The sequence below is a fragment of the Glycomyces sp. NPDC021274 genome (genome assembly GCF_040641195.1).
In the GTDB taxonomy this organism is placed as follows: domain Bacteria; phylum Actinomycetota; class Actinomycetes; order Mycobacteriales; family Micromonosporaceae; genus Glycomyces.
This window is the reverse complement of the sequence record NZ_JBFADC010000002.1, coordinates 685,075-702,403: the sequence shown is the minus strand read 5'-3', so window position 1 is coordinate 702,403 and position 17,329 is coordinate 685,075. Positions and strand designations below refer to the sequence as shown.

Here is a 17,329-nt window from a genome sequence, read left to right as displayed (position 1 = left end):
GTTCACTCCATTGGGATCGGATCGAAGGGTCACGCCGGGGCGACGGAGTCGCGCCGGGCGATCGGGCAGGGCATGAGGTGCTGTACGGGTTCGGCGTCGGGTTCGTCGAGCCTGCGGAGCAGCTCGTTGACGGCCCAGCTGCCCATTTCGTAGTGGGGCAGGGCCGCCGAGGTCAGCCCGGGAGCGAGCTCCGGGGCGATGAGTTCCTGGTCGTCGTAGGAGACGACGGAGAGGTCGCCGGGAATGGAGAGTCCGAGTTCGGCGGCGGCGCGGTAGACGCCCATGGCCATCCGGTCGTTGAAGCAGAAGATCGCCGTGGGCCGCTCGGGGCGGCCGAGCAGCCGCATGGCGGATTCGTAGCCGCCGTGGGTCCTCGCTTCGGCGGTCTCGGCCAGCAGGTCGTCGGCGTCGAGGCCGTAGGCGGTGACGTGCTCGCGCCAGGTGGCCAGGCGGAGGTGGCGGGCCTCGACGTCTTCGAGGGTGGTGACGTGGCCGATGCGCCGGTGGCCGGCCGCGGCGAGTTCCGCCAGGACGCCGAGCGCGCCGCCGCGCTCGTCGGGCACCACCGAGGAGACCGAGTAGTCGGCGGTGCGCGAGTCGAGCAGTACGACCGGCGTGGACTTGATCTCCTTCGGCACCTCGGTGACCTGGTGGTACATGGTCGCCAGGACGATGCCGTCGATCTGGCGCTCCTGGAGGGCGGCGATGGCCTCGCCGGTCTCGTCGGGGTCGCCCATGGTGTCGATCATGAGCAGCAGGAACCCTGCCTGCCGGGCCGCGTCGTGCGCGCCGCGGATCATCTGGCCCGCGAACGGGGTGGTGGCCACGTTGTCCCCGACGAACCCGATCATGTGGGTGCGCCGGGTGCGCAGGCCGCGGGCGACGGTGTTGGGACGGTAGCCCAGCTCGGCGGCGGCGGCGAGGACCCGGTCGCGCGTCTCGGTACTGATGCGGTTGCCGCCGGATCCGTTGAGCGCCATGGAGGCCGTCGCCGTAGAGACCCCGGCGGCCTTGGCTACGTCGGTCAGGCGGGGTGGTCGGGTCGCCATCGCATGCTCCATTCGGTCAATCGATTAACTGAGACCCGTCAAAGACTAGACGGTCACAGTTAAACGATTAACTGAACCTATAGACCGACCGCTGCGAAACGGGCTCGAAAAGATAACGATTGAACAACATCGATGCGCCCGGGCTCATGCGCCGAGCGGCTTGAAGCGCGCCTCAAGCGGCGAGGTGGCTCCAGGACTCCGGCTCGTTGCGCAAGAACTCCTCGAGTCCCCAAGGGCGCCTACCGGTGACGTGTTCGATCGTATGGCTGGTCACCGAGGTCTCGCCGGTCGCGATGGCCTTGTACGAGCCCGCCCACCCGGCGATCTGCCAATCCTCGGCGCCGGCGCGGGAGGCGCGGGCCTCCTCATCGGTCTCCGGAACGTAGGCGATCTCGCGGCCGGTCACCTTGCCGAGGATCCGCGCGGACTCGTAGAGGTCGACCGGCTCCGGCCCGGAGACGTCGTAGACGCGGTCGGCGTGGGCGGGATCCAGCAGGGCCTCCACCGCGAGCCGGGCCACGTCGTGGCGGGCGACCCAGGCGACCCTGCCCTGCCCGGCGGGCCCGCGGATCACGCCGTCCTGGACGAACAACGGCAGCATGTCGGCGTACAGCGAGTTCCGCAGCGCGGTGAGCCGCAGCCCGGATTCGGCGATGAGCTGCTCGGTCTGCGAATGCTCGCGCGCGAACGTGAACGTCGCGGCCGGCGACGCGCCCAGGAACGAGGTGTAGACGACGCGTTCGACCCCGGCAGCAACCGCGGCGCGCACCGCGCTGCGATGTTCGGGCATCCGGTCCCGGCTCTCGTGCGCAGAGACTAGGAACAGGGTCTGGACGCCGGTCAATGCGGTGCGCAGCGCTGATTCGTCCTCAAAGGAGGCGACTGCGACCTCAGCGCTGTCCAGTTCGGGCGCGCGCGACGGATCGCGCACGACGAGCCGCTGCGCCGCACCGCGTTCGGCGAGCATCCGCGCGACCCTCGACCCGAGCTGACCTGTGGCACCGGTGACGGCGATGAGTCCCATGCGCTGGCCCCTTCCTCTGCGTTTCACGACCATCCGCCAGTATCCCCGGCGATGCGGAGGCCGCCCGGGTGAACTCCGCAGAAGCCAGCAGACAGACGGATCGCAGGAGGCGACGAGGACTTTGAGGGCCTGCTCGGTGCTCAGCCCTGGTGGTACCACGAGAAGGGCCCCAAGCATCTGCTTGGGGCCCTTGGGCTTTACTGCATCTAGGTGAGCGTCCAGCGTTGGTTGGTGCCGCCGTGGCAGGACCACAGCTGCACCTTGGAGCCGTTGGCGGTCGCAGCAGCCGCCACGTCAAGGCACAACCCCGACGCGGCATTGCTGATCGTGCCGTTCGAGTTCACGTTCCAGCGCTGGTTCGCACCCCCATGACAGGACCAGATGATCGCCGCCGTCCCGTTGGCCGTACCGCCCCCCGAGGCGTCCAAGCACCGCTTCGAACCACCGGAGTACACCGAGATCTCACCGTTCGCGACCGTCCACTGCTGATTCGCCCCAGTCCAGCAGTCATAGATCTGCAACTGCGTCCCATTCGTCGTCGACTGATTCGGCACATCCAAACACCGATTCGACGCGGTGCCGCGCAGCTGACCCGAGTCACCCCCGCCCGGGTCGCCGCTCCCGCAGTCGGGGGTCGGGTTGGTGTGGTTGAGCAGCCCGAGCCGGTAAGGCAGCTGCGAGTACTCCATGCCGTTGGAGTTCGGGTTTCTGCCCTGGTAGAGGAAGTCGATGTTGCACGGATCGATCTCCATGGTCTGGTTGCCGTCCACGCGGACCGCCTCGCCGTGGCTGATGTCCTGCGTCCAGGCCCCTCCTGGGAAGGAGACGTTGGCGGCGCCGGCGAACGGGTTGGACTGGGTGTTGGCCAGCGGGACCCACTCGTTGAAGTTCGCGTCGAGCCGGTTGGAGGTCCAGGACCGGAAGTAGCGGGCGCCGTTCGAGCCGATGCCCTCGACGACGAGCAGGTACTGGCCGGAGTCGCCGAGCTTGTAGACGTTGGTGCCCTCGAACAGGCTCTGGTTGGGCGCCTCCATGAACAGCTCGACGTCGCCGAAGCCGTTCGGGAACTCCGCCACGGTGGTCTGCGCGCGGTAGAACTTCTGCTTGTCGTTGTTGAAGTACAGGTAGCAGTTCACCTCGTCGCAGGCGACCCAGTAGTCGAGGATGTACGACGAGCCGGCGTCGGCGATGCCGTGGTTGTTCATGAAGTTCCTGGGCGCCGAAGCACTCTGCGGCTGCCCGGGGTGGGTCAGGGTGGAGAACGACGGCAGGCCCGTCTGGTAGATCAGGTACCACTGGTTGTCAGGTTCGAAGTAGAACACCTGCGGGGCGGCTCGGTAGCCGCTGCCGATCGGAGTCCGGGACAGGTGGTACTGCGGGGCCTGGCCGGCCTGGGACCAGTCGGTGAATCCGCCGAAGGAGGTCAGGGACCAGCCGCCGTTGGTGTCCGCGGTGGTGGCGTAGACGTAGTACTTGCCGTCGACCTGGACCACGGACGGGTCCTTGATCGACACCAGGGTCCGGCCTGGCGCGGTCTGCTGCGGGGCGACCAGCGCGCCCGTGGAACTCCATTGGAAGGACGAGGGAAGCGGGGCGGCCTGTGCCGGGGCGGCGCTCAAGGTCGCTGCGGCGAGGGCCGCTGCCAGCGTCGTCGCCAGCAGCGCGATCCACGATCGCCATCGCGTCGGATGCCTCATGGGGTTGCCTCTCTGATCATGTCCACTGTGTGGTTATCGCTAACAACATCAGGGTCTTCGAAAGTTTCGACCCGGCGGCCGAAACATGAGATGTGTACACAGGATAGACAGACGTCTCGTCGCATGTAAATAGATCGATGCGAATTCGCAGGACCGGGTCCGCGGCGGCTCGCCCGGAGGCGGTACGCCGCGGATGCGCTCACTGTCCTACTTGACGAGGTATCGAAACATATCTATAGTTCGAGGACGCAAGTTTCGGTACGCACTTCGAAACTTTCGAAGGACTTCTTCGATGACCCTTCCCGCGAGCACCAAGAGGAACACCATGATCACCAGTTCACCGCGGCGACGGCGCCGCGCCTGGTCGACGATCGCCGCAATCGCGACCGCCGGTCTGGCCGCCACGACAGCGCTCGTGATGTCCCCAGGGACCGCGCAGGCCGGCACCACGCTGGGCACCTCGGCCGCCGAGAGCGGCCGCTACTTCGGGGCCGCCGTCTCCACGCAGTACCTGAGCGAGGCCGCCTACGCCAACACCCTTGGGGCCGAGTTCAACTCGGTCGTCGCCGAGAACGCCATGAAGTGGGACGCGACCGAGCCCAACCCCGGCCAGTTCAACTTCTCCGGAGGCGACCAGCTCGTCAACTGGGCGCAGGCCCGCGGCATGAAGGTCCGCGGCCACACCCTCGTCTGGCACGCCCAGCAACCCGGTTGGGTGCAGAACCTGACCGGCCAGAACCTGCGCAGCGCGATGCTGAACCACATCTCGGGCGTCGCGAACCACTACGAGGGCGACATCTTCGCCTGGGACGTGGTCAACGAGGCGTTCGAGTGGGACGGCTCGCGCCGCCAGTCGAACCTCCAGCGGCAGCTCGGCAACGGCTGGATCGAGGAGGCCTTCCGGGCCGCGGACGCGGCCGACCCGAACGTCACGTTGTGCTACAACGACTACGGGACCGACTCGATCAACGCGAAGAGCACCGCGATCTACAACATGGTGCGCGACTTCAAGGCCCGCGGCGTCCCGATCGACTGCGTCGGCTTCCAGACCCACATCGCCCACAACGAGAACCTGAGCAGCTACCAGGCCAACCTCCAGCGCTTCGCCGACCTCGGCGTGGACGTGGAGATCACCGAGCTCGACGTCGGCCAGGGATCGGGCCAGGCTTCCACCTACGCCGCGGTCACCAACGCGTGCATGGCGGTCGCCCGCTGCAAGGGCATCACCGTCTGGGGCATCACCGACAAGTACTCGTGGCGCGACGACAACCCGCTGCTCTTCGACGGCAACTACCAGAAGAAGCAGGCCTACCACTCCGTGCTCGCCGCGCTGAACAACGGCAACCCGGGCGGCGGCGACGGCGGCCACGTCACCTCGGTGGCGTCGAATCGGTGTTTGGATGTGCCGAATCAGTCGACGACGAATGGGACGCAGTTGCAGATCTATGACTGCTGGAGTGGGGCGAATCAGCAGTGGACGGTCGCGAACGGTGAGATCTCGGTGTACTCCGGTGGTTCCAAGCGGTGCTTGGACGCCTCGGGGGGCGGTACGGCCAACGGGACGGCGGCGATCATCTGGTCCTGTCATGGGGGTGCGAACCAGCGCTGGAATGTGAACTCGAACGGCACGATCAGCAATGCGGCGTCGGGGTTGTGCCTTGACGTGGCTGCCGCTGCGACCGCCAACGGCTCCAAGGTGCAGCTGTGGTCCTGCCACGGCGGCACCAACCAACGCTGGAACCTGTAAGCCATTAAGCCATACCCCGCGGATCGCCGCCCGGACGCGACCTCGTCGCCGGGCGGCGATCCTCTGTGGTCAGTCCTCCGGGACCGGGCCCGTCGAGTCGCGCACGGTCAAGGCCGTCGCCAACTGCAGGTGACGGGACGCGGGCCGGGAGCCCTTCGCCATGGCCAGGACGGTGTCGACGGCCATGCGGCCCATGCCCGCCAGCGGCTGGCGCACCGACGTGAGCCCGGGCGCGGTCCATTCGGCCTGCGGGGTGTCGTCGCATCCGGTGACGGAGAGCCCGCCGGGGACCTCGACGCCCAGCTCCTTTGCGGCGGCGAGGACGCCGATCGCGATCTCGTCGTTTCCCGCGACGACGGCGGTCGGCGGCTCCTCGATCGACAGCAGTTCGCGGCCGTGCCTGAAACCCGCCTCGACCGTGAACGCGTCGTGGCGGATGAGCGCCGGATCCGGTTCGAGCGCGGCGGCGTCGAGCGCGGCCCGGTACCCGTGGAAGCGCTCGGCCGAGGGGGCCGAGCTGAGCGGGCCGCCGATCCAGCCGATCCTGCGGTGGCCGAAGCGGATGAGATGGTCGGCCGCGGAGCGCGCGCCCGCCCAGTTGGTGGCGCCGATGGTGACGACGCGGGAGTCCGCCATGCCGATCGGGTCGATCATGACGACCGGCAGCCGGGCTTCGTTCGCGGCGTTGAGCACCGCGCCGGGCGAGGCGACCGCGAGCTCGACCATGCCGATGGCCCCTGACGCCCGCTGCTGGGCGATCCACTCGCGGGCGGCTTCGGGGCTCGCTCCGACCGAGGGGTGGGGCGGCAGCCTGAGCAGCAGATCGGTCGCGGCCTCGGTGGCGGCGGCGAGGATCTCCTGCAGCACGGTGCCCGCGTAGGGGGAGGCGACGAAGTCGAGCACGACCACGATCGCGGGCTTCCGGGGCCGGTCCTGCCGCTGCGTCGTCGGCTGGTAGCCGAGCTCCGCGACGATGTCCATGACGTGCTCGCGGGTGCTCGCCGCCACGTCATTACGTCCATTGAGGACCTTCGAGACGGTCGCCGGCGAGACCCCTGCCCGCAGGGCGACGTCCGCGAGGGTGATCTTCTCGGTTCGGGGCTGCCGGCTCACCGGGGGATCCTTTCGACAATCCGAAAATATTTCGATCCTAGCAGTTCGGTGAACCTGGCGTATAGCCCGCAGAACCAGCAGTCCAGCAGCATATTTGCTGGTGCAGCCACGGACAGTGCTGTGGTCGCGATCGCATACTAGTCGAAATTTTTCGAGAGATGACTGCGCCCGGGCGAGGGGATGAGCTGCCCATCCCCTCACTTTGCCGATCGGCAAATTTCTTTGCGCTTTCTCAACGTTCCGCGGCACCATCGAATGGTGCCCGACCCGGGGCACGAGCCCGCGAGGAGGAGAAGGATGCACGAATTCGAGAGGGACGCTTGGGAACAGCGCTGGCGTGCACGAGGGACCGCGACGGCGCCGCCGCCGAACCCGTACCTCACCGCCGCAGCAGACGACCTGACTCCCGGCACCGCCCTGGACGCCGGGTGCGGGGCGGGATCCGAGGCGCTGCACCTGGCCGGGGCCGGCTGGCAGGTCACCGCCGTCGACCTCGCGGCCGAAGCCCTCGCCCTCGCGGCCCAGAACGCCGCGGGGCACCCGGCGGCCGACCGGGTGGAGTGGATCCGCGCGGACCTCGCCTCCTGGGAACCGGCCGCCCGGTTCGACCTGGTCACGACCCATTACGCGCACCCGGCGATGCCGCACGCCGAGTTCTACGACCGGCTCGCGACCTGGGTCGCCCCCGGCGGCACCCTGCTCATCGTCGGCCACCTCGCGGAGCCGCCCGGTCAAGGCCACCACCACCATCCGGCGGCGGCCTCGACCACCGCCGCGGCCGTCACCGCCCGCCTGGACGAGGCCGAGTGGGCGGTCACCACCGCCGCCGAACCCGTCCGCTCGGTGACCGGCGGCGGCCGGTCGATGGAACTCCACGACGTGGTCGTCCGCGCGGTCAAGCGCCGCTGAAGGACACCTCTCGTCTTGCGGCACCGGGGGCTTCGCAAGCGTCGCGCGCGGAGTCGCCCGCAGTCGGCCCGCAGTCGGCCCGGCGCCGAACCGGTCCCGGTGGCCGACGGTAGGCTGTGCGGCCGGCACCGCCGATTCGGGAGGGAGCGCCGACCATGAGCTTGGAAGACCTCATCGAGGCCGCGCGCCTCACGCCGCTCGCGGCGCCGTTCGATTGGGGCCGTGCCGAAAGCGTGCTGCGGACGCCGCTCCCCGGGGACTACCGCGGGCTGGTGGACGCCGGGGGCTGCGGGCTGTGGTTCGACTACCTCCGGATGTTCGCCCCCGACGACCGCGACCCGAGCCGGAACCTGCTCGACGCCGACGCCGTCTTCGCGGACCTCGAGTTGTTCTGGGAGGACGATCCCGACACCAGGCCCGCTGACCTGCCCGAAGGCGCGCGCCTGATCGCCTGGGCCAGCACGGGATCCGGCGAGACCCTGTTCTGGCGGGTCGATCCCGGCACCCCTGCCGACGCCTACCCCGTCTACGTCGAGAACGCGGACGGCGACGGCTGGGAACGCTTCGACATGGGGACCGCGGACTTCCTCCTGGGCCTCCTGCGGGGCGGCGTCCGGTGCGCGTGCTTCTCCGAGGTCTTCCTCGACCGTACGAAGGTCTTCCGGCCCTTCACCCGATGACTAGGCCGCCTTCGTGCCGTTCATGGCGTCCAGGCGCTCCCGGACTTCGGCCGGGGCCGCGGCGTGGTCGTCCATGTCCGCCCACGGATCGGTCTTGCGGGCGAGGCGCCTGCTGATGGACGCGGTGGTGTAGCCGTCCGGTGTGGACCGGCTGAGCTCGCTCCAGTCGAGCGGGGTGGCGACCGCGGCGCCGGGGCGGGCGCGCAGCGAGTAGGGGGCGACGAAGGTCTGCCCGTGGCCGTTGCGGTTGGCGTCGAGGAAGATCCGGTCGCCGCGCTGGTTCTTGCGGAAGGCGGTGGTCAGCCGCTCCGGGTCGGCGGCGGCGAGGCGGTCGGTGATGCCGCCCGCGAGCGCGCGCACGAACCCGAAGTCGGCGGAGCGGTCGAGCGGTGCGACCACATGGTAGCCGCGCCCGCCCGTGGCCTGCAGGAACGGCGTCAGACCCAACTCAGTGCAGAGGTCCCGGGCCCGCCTCGCGACTGAGCGGAGCTCGGCGACCGTGACGCCCGGGGGCGGGTCGACGTCGATCACGAGGCGGTCGGGTCGTTCCAGGGCCGCGGTCGTCGCGGTCCAGATGTGGAACTCGATGGCGGTGAGGTTCGCGAGGTACAGCAGGGTCGCGGCGTCGTCGCACACCACGTAGGGATCGGACCCTTCGGAGCGCTTGTGCGCGATCTCGACCACGTGCATCCACCCGGGCAGGCCCGACGGGTGCTTCTGGAAGAACCCCTCCGTTCCGATCCCGTGCGGGAAGCGGCGCAGGGTCAGCGGGCGCCCGGCCAGGTGGGGGACCATCGCGTCGGCCACGGTGCCGTAGTGGAGGAGCATGTCGCCCTTGCTCACGTGGTCCTCGGGGAACAGCTCCTTGTCGAGGCTGGAGACGTTGATGTCGCGGTCGGCGACGTGGAGCACCGGTGCCATCAGCTCGTCTCCCTCACTACCTCGCGGGCGGGCTTGTCGATGCGCTCGCCGCGGTAGCGGGGATGGCGCAGCATCCCCTCGGCGGTCCATTCGCTGAAGCCCACCTGCACCACCGGCTCGGGGCGTATCCAGTGGGCGCCCTTCTCGCGCACCGGGTCGGCGAACGGCTTCTCGTCCTGTGCCAAGGCGTCCATGCGCGCTCGCAGCTCCCGCAGCGTGCGCTCGTTGTACCCCGTGCCGACTTTGCCCGCGTACCGCAGCTCTCCGCGTCCGGCGTAGTAGCCGACGAGCAGCGCCCCGAACCCGGCGCGCGAGCCCTGCGGATCGGTGAAGCCGCCCACCACGAACTCCTGGTCGCGCACGCACTTGAACTTGAGCCAGTCCTTCGACCGGCCCGCGCGGTACCGCGAGTTCGCGCGCTTGGCGATGAGCCCCTCCCAGCCGCGCTCGCAGGCCTGCGCGAAGAACGCCTCGCCGTCGGTGTTGCGGTGCACCGAGTACCGCAGTGGGTCGCGGTAGTCGAAGGCCCGCCGCAGGAGGCGCTTGCGTTCGCGCAGCGGCTCCCGGGTCAGGTCCTCGCCGTCGAAGGAGAGGAGGTCGAACAGGTAGTAGTAGACCTCCACGCCCGTCGCGGCGATGCGGGCGGCGCCGGTGAGGTGGATGCGCGCCTGGAGGCGCGCGAAGCTCGTCATCCTGCCGTCGAACGCGACGATCTCGCCGTCCGCCGCGAACCGGGGCCCGCCGAGCGCTTCGAGCGCGTCGACCAGCTCGGGAAACCGCTCGTCGAGCCGGTTCCCGTTGCGGGACCACAGCTGGGGGCGGCCGCCGTCGCGGGTGGCGAGCGCGCGCATGCCGTCGAGCTTGCGCTCGAACAGCCAGTCGTCGTTGGAGAACCGGCGCTCGGTGAGCGAGGCCATCATGAGCACTTGGAAGCCGGTCATGCCAGGTCCCGGTTGGTGCGGCCCGTCAGCACCGACGCGAGCTGGGTCTTGGCGGGTTTGCGGCGGCGGTCGGCGCCTTCGTCGTCCTTCTTGATCAGGATCCAGTCGCGGCCCTCGCCCATCCTCGACAGTGCGAAGCCGCCGCGGATCTTCTCGCCTTCGAGCCACACCGAGACGTGGCCGTGCTCGACGGCGTCGGCCATCGCGATCGGCTTGCGGCGCTTGGCGGTGACGTTGCGGTAGGTGCCGGTGTCCCAGACGATCATCGTGCCCGCGCCGTACTCGCCCTCGGGGATGCGGCCTTCGAAGTCGACGTAGTCGAGCGGGTGGTCCTCGGTCTGGACGGCGAGCCGCTTGTCGCGCGGGTCGAGCGAGGGGCCCTTCGGGACGGCCCAGGAGACGAGCACGCCGTCGACCTCGAGCCGGAGGTCGTAGTGCAGGCGCGAGGCCTCGTGGCGCTGGATCACGAACCGGTCGCCGCCGCCTTTGCGGTGGCGACCGCCGGCGGGCTCGCCGGACTTCGCCAGGTCGCGCTTCGCCCGGTACTCCTCCAGTTGGTCCCCCCGTGCCATGCCGGCTGAGATACCCGGCCGGCGTCCCGGCAAAACCGCGGCGTCCCTGCCTGCCACGCCTGACCACCCCGTCTGAGCTGGTGCAACACGGCCCGGTTCGGGGCGTGCCGTCACGATGGAACGAAGAAAGATCACATATCGCGATCACATGATCACTCTAAGTGCCATGCTGTGGTCATGCCTGCGATCTGGACCGGAGTGATCGCATTCGGGCTGGTGAGCATCCCAGTCAGCCTGCGATCGGCGACATCGAACCACGACGTCTCGATGCACCAGTACCACGCGGCCGACGGCGGCAGGATCCGCTATCAGAAGGTCTGCGAACTGGACGACGAGGTCGTCCCGCCCGAGGACATCGTCAAGGGCGTGGACCACGAGAGCGGCGAGACCGTGCTCCTCGACGACGACGAACTCGAGGACCTGCCCGTGAGCTCGTCGAAGACGATCGAGGTCGTCCAGTTCGTGAGCGGCGACCAGATCGACCCGATCCACTACGAGCGGTCCTACTACGCCGACCCGGGCAAGGCCGCGGCCAAGCCGTACGTGCTCCTGCGCGAGGCGCTGCTCGACTCGGGCAAGATCGCGATCGTCAGGGTCGCGCTGCGCCGCCGCGAGAGCCTCGCCGCCCTCCGGCCCCGCGACGACGTGCTCGTCCTCCACACCATGCTCTGGCCCGACGAGATCCGCCGCCCCGAGGTCGGCGGCCTCGAAGGCGAGGCCCGCGCGCAGGAGCTGGAGATGGCCGCGACCCTCATCGACACCATGACCGGCGACTTCGACCCCGAGGAGTACAGCGACACGTACCAGGAGGCGCTGCGGGCCCTCATCGACGCCAAGGCGCGCGGGGGCAAGACGCCCGCGAAGTCCAAGAAGGAGGCGCCGAAGGCGAAGGTCATCAACCTCATGGACGCGCTGCAGAAGAGCGTGGAAGCGAAGGAGGGCGGGCGCCGGCCCGCGAAGAAGACCGCCAAGAAGGCCACGAAGAAGACCACCGCGCGCAAGCAGACGGCCAAGAAGACCGCCAAGAAGGCCGCCAAGAAGGCCGCACGCAAGCAGAAGAGCGCCTGAGCGGGGACCCATGGCCTCGGCAGCCCCCGCGACCGCAGCCCTGCAGGACCGGTACCCGCTGCCGGACTGGGTGGTCGACTCCAAGTTCAAGCAGGAGCTCACGCAGGCGGTCGCCGACGCGATCGCCCTCGAGACCGACCGGTGGCCCCGCCGCCCCGGCCCCATGGCCCTGCGCGCGCACGCCGAGCACGTCACCATGGCCGCCCGCGCCGCCCTCGAACCCCTTCTGGCCTGGCTCCACGACTGCGACACCGACGGCTTCAGCTACCCCGGCGACGTCCTCGTCTCCTACATCGCCCAACTCGCCCTCACCCGCCCCGGCGAAACCCTCACCCCCGACCACTACCGCGACCTCCTCCGCACCTACCACCGCCACCTCGCCCTCCAGGCCTGAGCGTTCGCGCACCGGCGCGATTAGCCCCTCGGTATTACGCTGCACCCCATGACCTTTCACATCGGGCAGACGATCGTGCACAGGGACGTCCAACGCGACGGGCGCCTGCTCTCGGTCGGCGCGGCGCGAGTCGTCGCCGACGACGACCGCGGCGTGCGGACCTGGATCGCCGAAGGCTCGCAGGTCATGTGGCAGACCACGCTCACCGGCGAGCGGACGCGCAAGTTCTCGCTCGAAGCGCTGGCCGCCGTGCCGACGATGCTCGCACCGGACCGGTGGACCGACACCAGCGTCCTGACGCTCACTCCGCCCGGTGCCGCGCATGCGGTCCTGTGGTTCTTCGGCACCGACAATGCGTTTCTCGGCTGGTACGTGAACCTCGAGACCCCTTGCACGCGTTGGAGCGGCGGTCTCGACCGGCGGGACCTCGCGCTCGACATCTGGGTCGATCCCGACCGGTCCTGGCGGTGGAAGGACGAGGACGAGTTCGACGAGCGCACCGGCCACCCGGACTACTGGACCGAAGCGGAAGCGGGCGCGATCAGGGCCGAGGGCGAGCGCGTGATCGCGCTGATCGAAGCCGGGAGGTACCCCTTCGACGGATCGCTGACCGACTTCAAACCCGAACCCGACTGGGCGCCTTCGATGCTGCCACCGGACTGGGACCGGCCCGCCGCAGGTGTCGCCCCGATCGGCCGCTGAGCCGTCACGTCCCTTGCGGGCGGTTGCGGTAGGCGGTCGGGGTCATGGCGTGGTGGTGGCTGAACTGGCGCGAGAAGTACATGGGGTCGTCGAAGCCGGTCTCACGGGCGACGGCGGTGACGGGGAGATCGGTGCCGTCGAGGAGTTCGCGGGCCCGGGCCATGCGCAACTGCACCTGGTACTGAAGCGGCGAGACCCCGAGGTGCTCGCGGAAATGGGCACTGAGCTGGGACCGGCTCAAACCCACCATCGAGGCCAGCGCGGCCACCGAAGTGCGCTGCGGGGCGGTCGCCCGCAGGTGCGCCACCGCCCGTTCCAGTGGGCTGAGCTGGGGTCCGGGGGCCCGGCGGCCGGTCGCGACCACGTGGGCGAGGGCGTGCCAGGCCGCGCCGGTGCCGCGGACGAGGGCGGCGAGGGTCGGGCCGGTGTCGATGGCGTCGATGACCTGCGAGACCAGGCTGGCCACCGGCGCAGGATCGCGGAGGTGCGTCACCGGGCCGCCCGCCGCCTCATGCGCGGCCCGGACGAGGTCGGCGGCGTCCGCGCCCGTGAAGTGGAGCCACCACAGCGTCCACGGGTCGTCCTCGGCCGCACCGTAGGCGTGCGGGCGCTGCGCAGGCAGGAGGACCACCCCGCCGCGCGAGACCGGGAACCGGGCGCCTTCGACACGGCACCAGCCGGACCCGCCGGTGCAGACCAGCAGCAGGTGCTCGGCGGCCCCGGCAGGTCGCGAGCGGCCGTGGCGCGCGGCGTGCGGGAAGTAGCCGGCGTCCGTCACCAGGAGCTTCCCGGTCACCGGGTGGCGCAGCGCCCGCTCGACGGTGGCGCGGGGGACCACGAGCATCCGCTGCCCCGCGAAGCCCTCGCGGATCCCCTCCTCGTTGGCAGTGATCGGCGGTTCGTCCATATCCGCCATTGAAATGACCATCGACAGCCATGTCAAGCCCTCCTAAGGTCGAGGGCATGCCAACCGAAGAGTCGAGGATCGTCCTCCCCGCCGCCCCGGCCGCGCTCGCGGACCGGCCGGTGAGGGCCTGGCGCGAGCCGGTCGCGATCGACTCCTACGCCCCCGCCGCGCCCGACCGGTACCCGGCCTACCTCGACCAGCGCGTCTACCAGGGCTCCTCGGGCGCGGTCTACCCGCTGCCGTTCATCGACGCCGTCGCCCGCGAGAAGGCCCCGCGCGACTGGGACGCGATCCACCTCGAGAACGAGTACGTGCGGCTGATGATCCTACCGGAACTCGGCGGCCGAATCCACATCGGACTCGACAAGACGCGCGGCTACGACTTCTTCTACCGCAACGACGTCATCAAACCCGCCCTGGTCGGCCTCGCCGGGCCATGGGTCTCCGGCGGCGTCGAGTTCAACTGGCCCCAGCACCACCGGCCCGCCACCCACCTGCCCGTCGAGACCGCGATCGAGTCCGAAGCGGACGGATCGGTGACCGTGTGGTGCTCCGACCACGACCCGTTCGCGCGCATGCAGGGCATGCACGGGATCAGGCTGCGGCCCGCGAGCGCCCTGATCGAGCTGCGCGGCCATCTCGTGAACCGCAGCGACGAGGTGCAGACCTTCCTGTGGTGGGCCAACGCCGCCGCGAAGGCGGGGGAGGACTACCAGTCGTTCTTCCCCTCGGAGGTGCGCACGGTCGCCGACCACGCGAAGCGGGCGACCTCCACGTTCCCTGCGGCGCAAGGCGAGTACTACGGCATCGACTACCCCGCCCGCCGCACCGCCGAGCGGCCGGACGGCGACCGCCTCGACTGGTACCGCAACATCCCCGTGCCGACCTCCTACATGTGCCTGGGCGGCGAGGACGACTTCTTCGGCGGCTACGACCACGCCGCGGGCGCCGGCTTCGTCCACTGGGCCGACCACCGGACCGCGCCCGGCAAGAAGCAGTGGACCTGGGGAAACGCGCCCTTCGGCTGGGCCTGGGACGGGCACCTCACCGACGACAACGGGCCCTATGTGGAGCTCATGGCCGGGGTCTTCACCGACAACCAGCCCGACTTCGCGTTCCTCGCGCCCGGCGAGACCAAGACGTTCTCCCAGTACTGGTACCCGATCCAGGACACCGGCCCCGTCCGCCAGGCCACATTGGACGCCGCCGTCCGGCTCGACGTCGACGGCACCCGCATCCGGATCGCCGCCGCCGTCACCTCCCCGCGCCCCGGCGCGAGGATCCGGCTCCTCGCGGGCGGCCGAACCCTCTACGACGTGGCAGTCGACCTCGCGCCCGGCGCGCCCCACATCGCCGAGTTCGCATCCATCGCAACGACCCTTGACCCGGCCGACTGCGAGCTAGCGGTCGAGCACGGCGGCAGGACGCTCGTGTCCTGGCGTCCCAGTCCGGAGGCCGCCGAACCGGAGACGGTCGAACCCGCGACCGAACCGCCTGCGCCCGAAGCGATCGCATCGACCGACGAGCTGTACCTCACCGGCCTGCACCTCGACCAGTACCGGCACGCGACCCGCTCGCCCGAGCCCTACTGGCGCGAGGCCCTGCGCCGCGACCCCGGCGACGCCCGCAGCAACACCGCGCTGGCGGCCCGCCACGCCCGCGCCGGGCGGCTCGAGGAGGCCGAGGCGCATCTGCGCGCCGCGGTCGACCGGCTGACCCGGCGGAACCCGAATCCACGTGACGGCGAGGCCCACTACCGCCTGGGTCTCGTGCTCGCCCGCCAAGGCCGTGCCGCCGAAGCGCAAGCAGCCCTGGGCAAAGCATGTTGGGACGGCGCGTGGACCGATGCCGCCGCGGTCGCCGCCGCCCGGCTCGACCTCGCCGCCGGTCGCGACGCCGAACCCGGGCTCCGAGCGGTCGTCGCCCGCAGCCCTCGCCGCACGCAGGCCCGCAACCTCCTCACCGTCGCCGTGATGCGGCGCGGCGACCACGCCGGCGCGGTCGAGATCGTCCGAGACACGTTGCGCGACAATCCGCTCGACGCCTGGGCCCGCGACCTCGCCGTGCGGCTCGGCATCGACGCCGCACCGACGACCGATCCGACGATCGCGCTCGACGTCGCCCTCGAGTACCGCATGATCGGTGAGGACGAGGCCGCGATCGGCGCCTTCGCGACCGCCGCCGCGCTCGCACCGACTCCCGGCCAGGTCAACGTCGTCCCCCTCGCCTGGCTCCACCGCGCCGATCTCGCCTTCGAACGCGGCGATGAGGCGGCGGCCGACGTTGCGCTGCAACAGGTCCGGGACTTCGACCGAACCTGGTGCTTCCCCACCCGCACGGAGGACGACGCCCTCGCGCGGCTGCGCAGGCACCGCCCGGACGACCCGGTCCTCGCCGCCCTCGCCGGTCACCGCCTCTACGCCGCGGGCCGCCGCCGCGAAGCGATAGCCGCATGGGAGGCCGCCGCCGACACCGGCGACCCGGTGGTGCTGCGCAACCTCGGGGTCGCCGCCCACAACGTCGAGGACGATTCGGAGCGCGCCGCCCACTGGTACGCCCTCGCCAGCGCCGCCGCACCCGACGACGCCCGGCTCCTCTACGAGTCCGACCAGCTCGACGCCCGCCGCGGCGTCGACCCCGCGAAACGCCTTGCGGCCCTTGAGAACCGCCACGACCTGGTGAACCAGCGCGACGACCTCGCGGTCCAGTTCGCCGAACTCCTCACCGCGGCGGGCCGCCCCAATGACGCCCTCGAAGTGCTCGCAGGCCGCGCCTTCCAACCCTGGGAAGGCGGCGAAGGGCGGGTGCTCGCCGCCTGGGAGGACGCGCTGACCGCCCTCGCGCGCCGAGCCCTCGCCGCGCGCGACCCCGAGGCGGCGGCCGCCCACGCCCGGGCCGCGCTGACGCCGCCCGCGAACCTCGGCGAGGCCCGGCACCCGCTCGCGAACACCGCCGACCTGCACCTCCTCCTCGGTGACGCGCTCGCCGCGACCGGCGACCACGCTGGCGCCCGCAGTGCCTGGGAACGGGCCGCTTCCCAACAAGGCGACTTCCAGACCATGCAGGTGCAGGCCCACTCCGAGCACTCCGCCGCGGCGGTCGCCGCGCTCCGGCGCCTCGGCGACGCCGAAGCGGCTCAAGCGCTTCGCGACGGCCTCGCCCGGTACATCGACGAGCAGGCCCATGCGACCGCGACGATCGACTACTTCGCGACCTCGCTGCCCGCCATGCTGCTGTTCACCACCGACCTGCAGGCCGCCCATGAGATCCGGGTCCTGGTGCTGCGGGCGCAGCTGGCGATGCTGGACGGCGAACCCGACCGGGCCGCGGCGCTCGCCCGCGAGGCGCTGGGGCGCGATCCGCTCAACGCGGCGGCGCGGGCCGTCGAGGCCGAAGCCGAGGCGTTGCGTGCCGAGCTGAGCGAGGGAGCGGCATGAGCGACTGGGCCGCACTCCGCGAGTTGCGGATCCTCGTCACCTCCACTGCCGCCGCGAGGCCACTCGCCCTGCGGCTTGCGGAAGGCCCGCCCACCCGGGCCGCGATCGTGGCCCGACAGGGATTGCGGCGCAGTCCGCTCAACACTGCGGCACGGCCTCTCCTGACCG

Annotated in this window: 15 protein-coding genes; 7 read left to right on the top strand and 8 right to left on the bottom strand. The window is 70.5% G+C overall.

Annotation, left to right across the window (positions count from 1 at the left end; all coding sequences use genetic code 11):
- Positions 1-29: 29 nt before the first annotated feature.
- From AB0I03_RS07055 to AB0I03_RS07045, 3 genes are all read right to left on the bottom strand, one after another.
- Positions 30-1,049 (bottom strand): LacI family DNA-binding transcriptional regulator, encoded by a 1,020-nt coding sequence (locus AB0I03_RS07055; protein ID WP_360407734.1) that lies wholly within the window; start codon positions 1,047-1,049, stop codon positions 30-32.
- Positions 1,050-1,221: 172 nt separating this feature from the next.
- Positions 1,222-2,073, bottom strand: coding sequence for an SDR family oxidoreductase (locus AB0I03_RS07050; RefSeq protein WP_360407731.1), 852 nt, complete (start codon positions 2,071-2,073; stop codon positions 1,222-1,224).
- A gap of 206 nt (positions 2,074-2,279) precedes the next feature.
- Positions 2,280-3,770, bottom strand: a complete 1,491-nt coding sequence (locus AB0I03_RS07045; RefSeq protein ID WP_360407728.1) for a non-reducing end alpha-L-arabinofuranosidase family hydrolase — start codon at positions 3,768-3,770, stop codon at positions 2,280-2,282.
- Between the two features lie 325 nt (positions 3,771-4,095).
- Here AB0I03_RS07045 and AB0I03_RS07040 point away from each other — a divergent pair, with 325 nt between their 5' ends.
- A complete protein-coding gene (locus AB0I03_RS07040) occupies positions 4,096-5,517 on the top strand; it encodes an endo-1,4-beta-xylanase (protein ID WP_360407725.1) in 1,422 nt (473 codons plus the stop codon).
- Positions 5,518-5,586: 69 nt separating this feature from the next.
- Here the strand turns inward: AB0I03_RS07040 and AB0I03_RS07035 are convergent, their stop codons facing one another.
- A complete protein-coding gene (locus AB0I03_RS07035; protein ID WP_360407722.1) occupies positions 5,587-6,630 on the bottom strand; it encodes a substrate-binding domain-containing protein in 1,044 nt (347 codons plus the stop codon).
- Positions 6,631-6,927: 297 nt separating this feature from the next.
- Here AB0I03_RS07035 and AB0I03_RS07030 point away from each other — a divergent pair, with 297 nt between their 5' ends.
- Positions 6,928-7,539 (top strand): methyltransferase domain-containing protein, encoded by a 612-nt coding sequence (locus tag AB0I03_RS07030; protein WP_360407719.1) that lies wholly within the window; start codon positions 6,928-6,930, stop codon positions 7,537-7,539.
- A 155-nt stretch (positions 7,540-7,694) separates the two neighbouring features.
- Complete coding sequence (locus AB0I03_RS07025; protein WP_360407716.1) at positions 7,695-8,219, top strand: hypothetical protein; 525 nt, start codon at positions 7,695-7,697, stop codon at positions 8,217-8,219.
- Here the strand turns inward: AB0I03_RS07025 and ligD (AB0I03_RS07020) are convergent, their stop codons facing one another.
- From ligD (AB0I03_RS07020) to AB0I03_RS07010, 3 genes are read right to left on the bottom strand one after another with little or no spacing between them, the layout of a single operon-like run.
- Complete coding sequence (gene ligD, locus AB0I03_RS07020; protein ID WP_360407713.1) at positions 8,220-9,140, bottom strand: non-homologous end-joining DNA ligase; 921 nt, start codon at positions 9,138-9,140, stop codon at positions 8,220-8,222.
- On the bottom strand, positions 9,140-10,081 hold the full coding sequence (gene ligD / locus AB0I03_RS07015; protein WP_360407710.1) for a non-homologous end-joining DNA ligase: 942 nt from the start codon (positions 10,079-10,081) through the stop codon (positions 9,140-9,142). The genes ligD (AB0I03_RS07020) and ligD (AB0I03_RS07015) overlap by 1 nt, the downstream gene beginning before the upstream one ends.
- A complete protein-coding gene (locus tag AB0I03_RS07010) occupies positions 10,078-10,653 on the bottom strand; it encodes a DNA polymerase ligase N-terminal domain-containing protein (protein WP_360407707.1) in 576 nt (191 codons plus the stop codon). Before AB0I03_RS07010 ends, ligD (AB0I03_RS07015) begins: the two co-directional genes overlap by 4 nt.
- A 177-nt stretch (positions 10,654-10,830) precedes the next feature.
- Between AB0I03_RS07010 and AB0I03_RS07005 the strand changes: the two genes are divergently transcribed.
- The 3 genes from AB0I03_RS07005 to AB0I03_RS06995 are packed head-to-tail and all read left to right on the top strand — an operon-like array spanning position 10,831 to position 12,817.
- Positions 10,831-11,721: a Ku protein gene (locus AB0I03_RS07005; RefSeq protein ID WP_360407704.1), complete on the top strand. Its 891-nt coding sequence runs from the start codon at positions 10,831-10,833 to the stop codon at positions 11,719-11,721.
- A 10-nt stretch (positions 11,722-11,731) separates the two neighbouring features.
- Positions 11,732-12,115, top strand: coding sequence for a hypothetical protein (locus AB0I03_RS07000; protein WP_360407701.1), 384 nt, complete (start codon positions 11,732-11,734; stop codon positions 12,113-12,115).
- A gap of 48 nt (positions 12,116-12,163) precedes the next feature.
- Positions 12,164-12,817, top strand: coding sequence for a DUF402 domain-containing protein (locus AB0I03_RS06995; protein WP_360407698.1), 654 nt, complete (start codon positions 12,164-12,166; stop codon positions 12,815-12,817).
- 4 nt (positions 12,818-12,821) lie between these two features.
- Here AB0I03_RS06995 and AB0I03_RS06990 read toward each other — a convergent pair whose 3' ends face one another.
- On the bottom strand, positions 12,822-13,724 hold the full coding sequence (locus AB0I03_RS06990; RefSeq protein ID WP_360407695.1) for an AraC family transcriptional regulator: 903 nt from the start codon (positions 13,722-13,724) through the stop codon (positions 12,822-12,824).
- A 56-nt stretch (positions 13,725-13,780) separates the two neighbouring features.
- Here AB0I03_RS06990 and AB0I03_RS06985 point away from each other — a divergent pair, with 56 nt between their 5' ends.
- A complete protein-coding gene (locus tag AB0I03_RS06985) occupies positions 13,781-17,161 on the top strand; it encodes a DUF5107 domain-containing protein (protein ID WP_360407692.1) in 3,381 nt (1,126 codons plus the stop codon).
- The last annotated feature ends 168 nt before the right edge of the window (positions 17,162-17,329 follow it).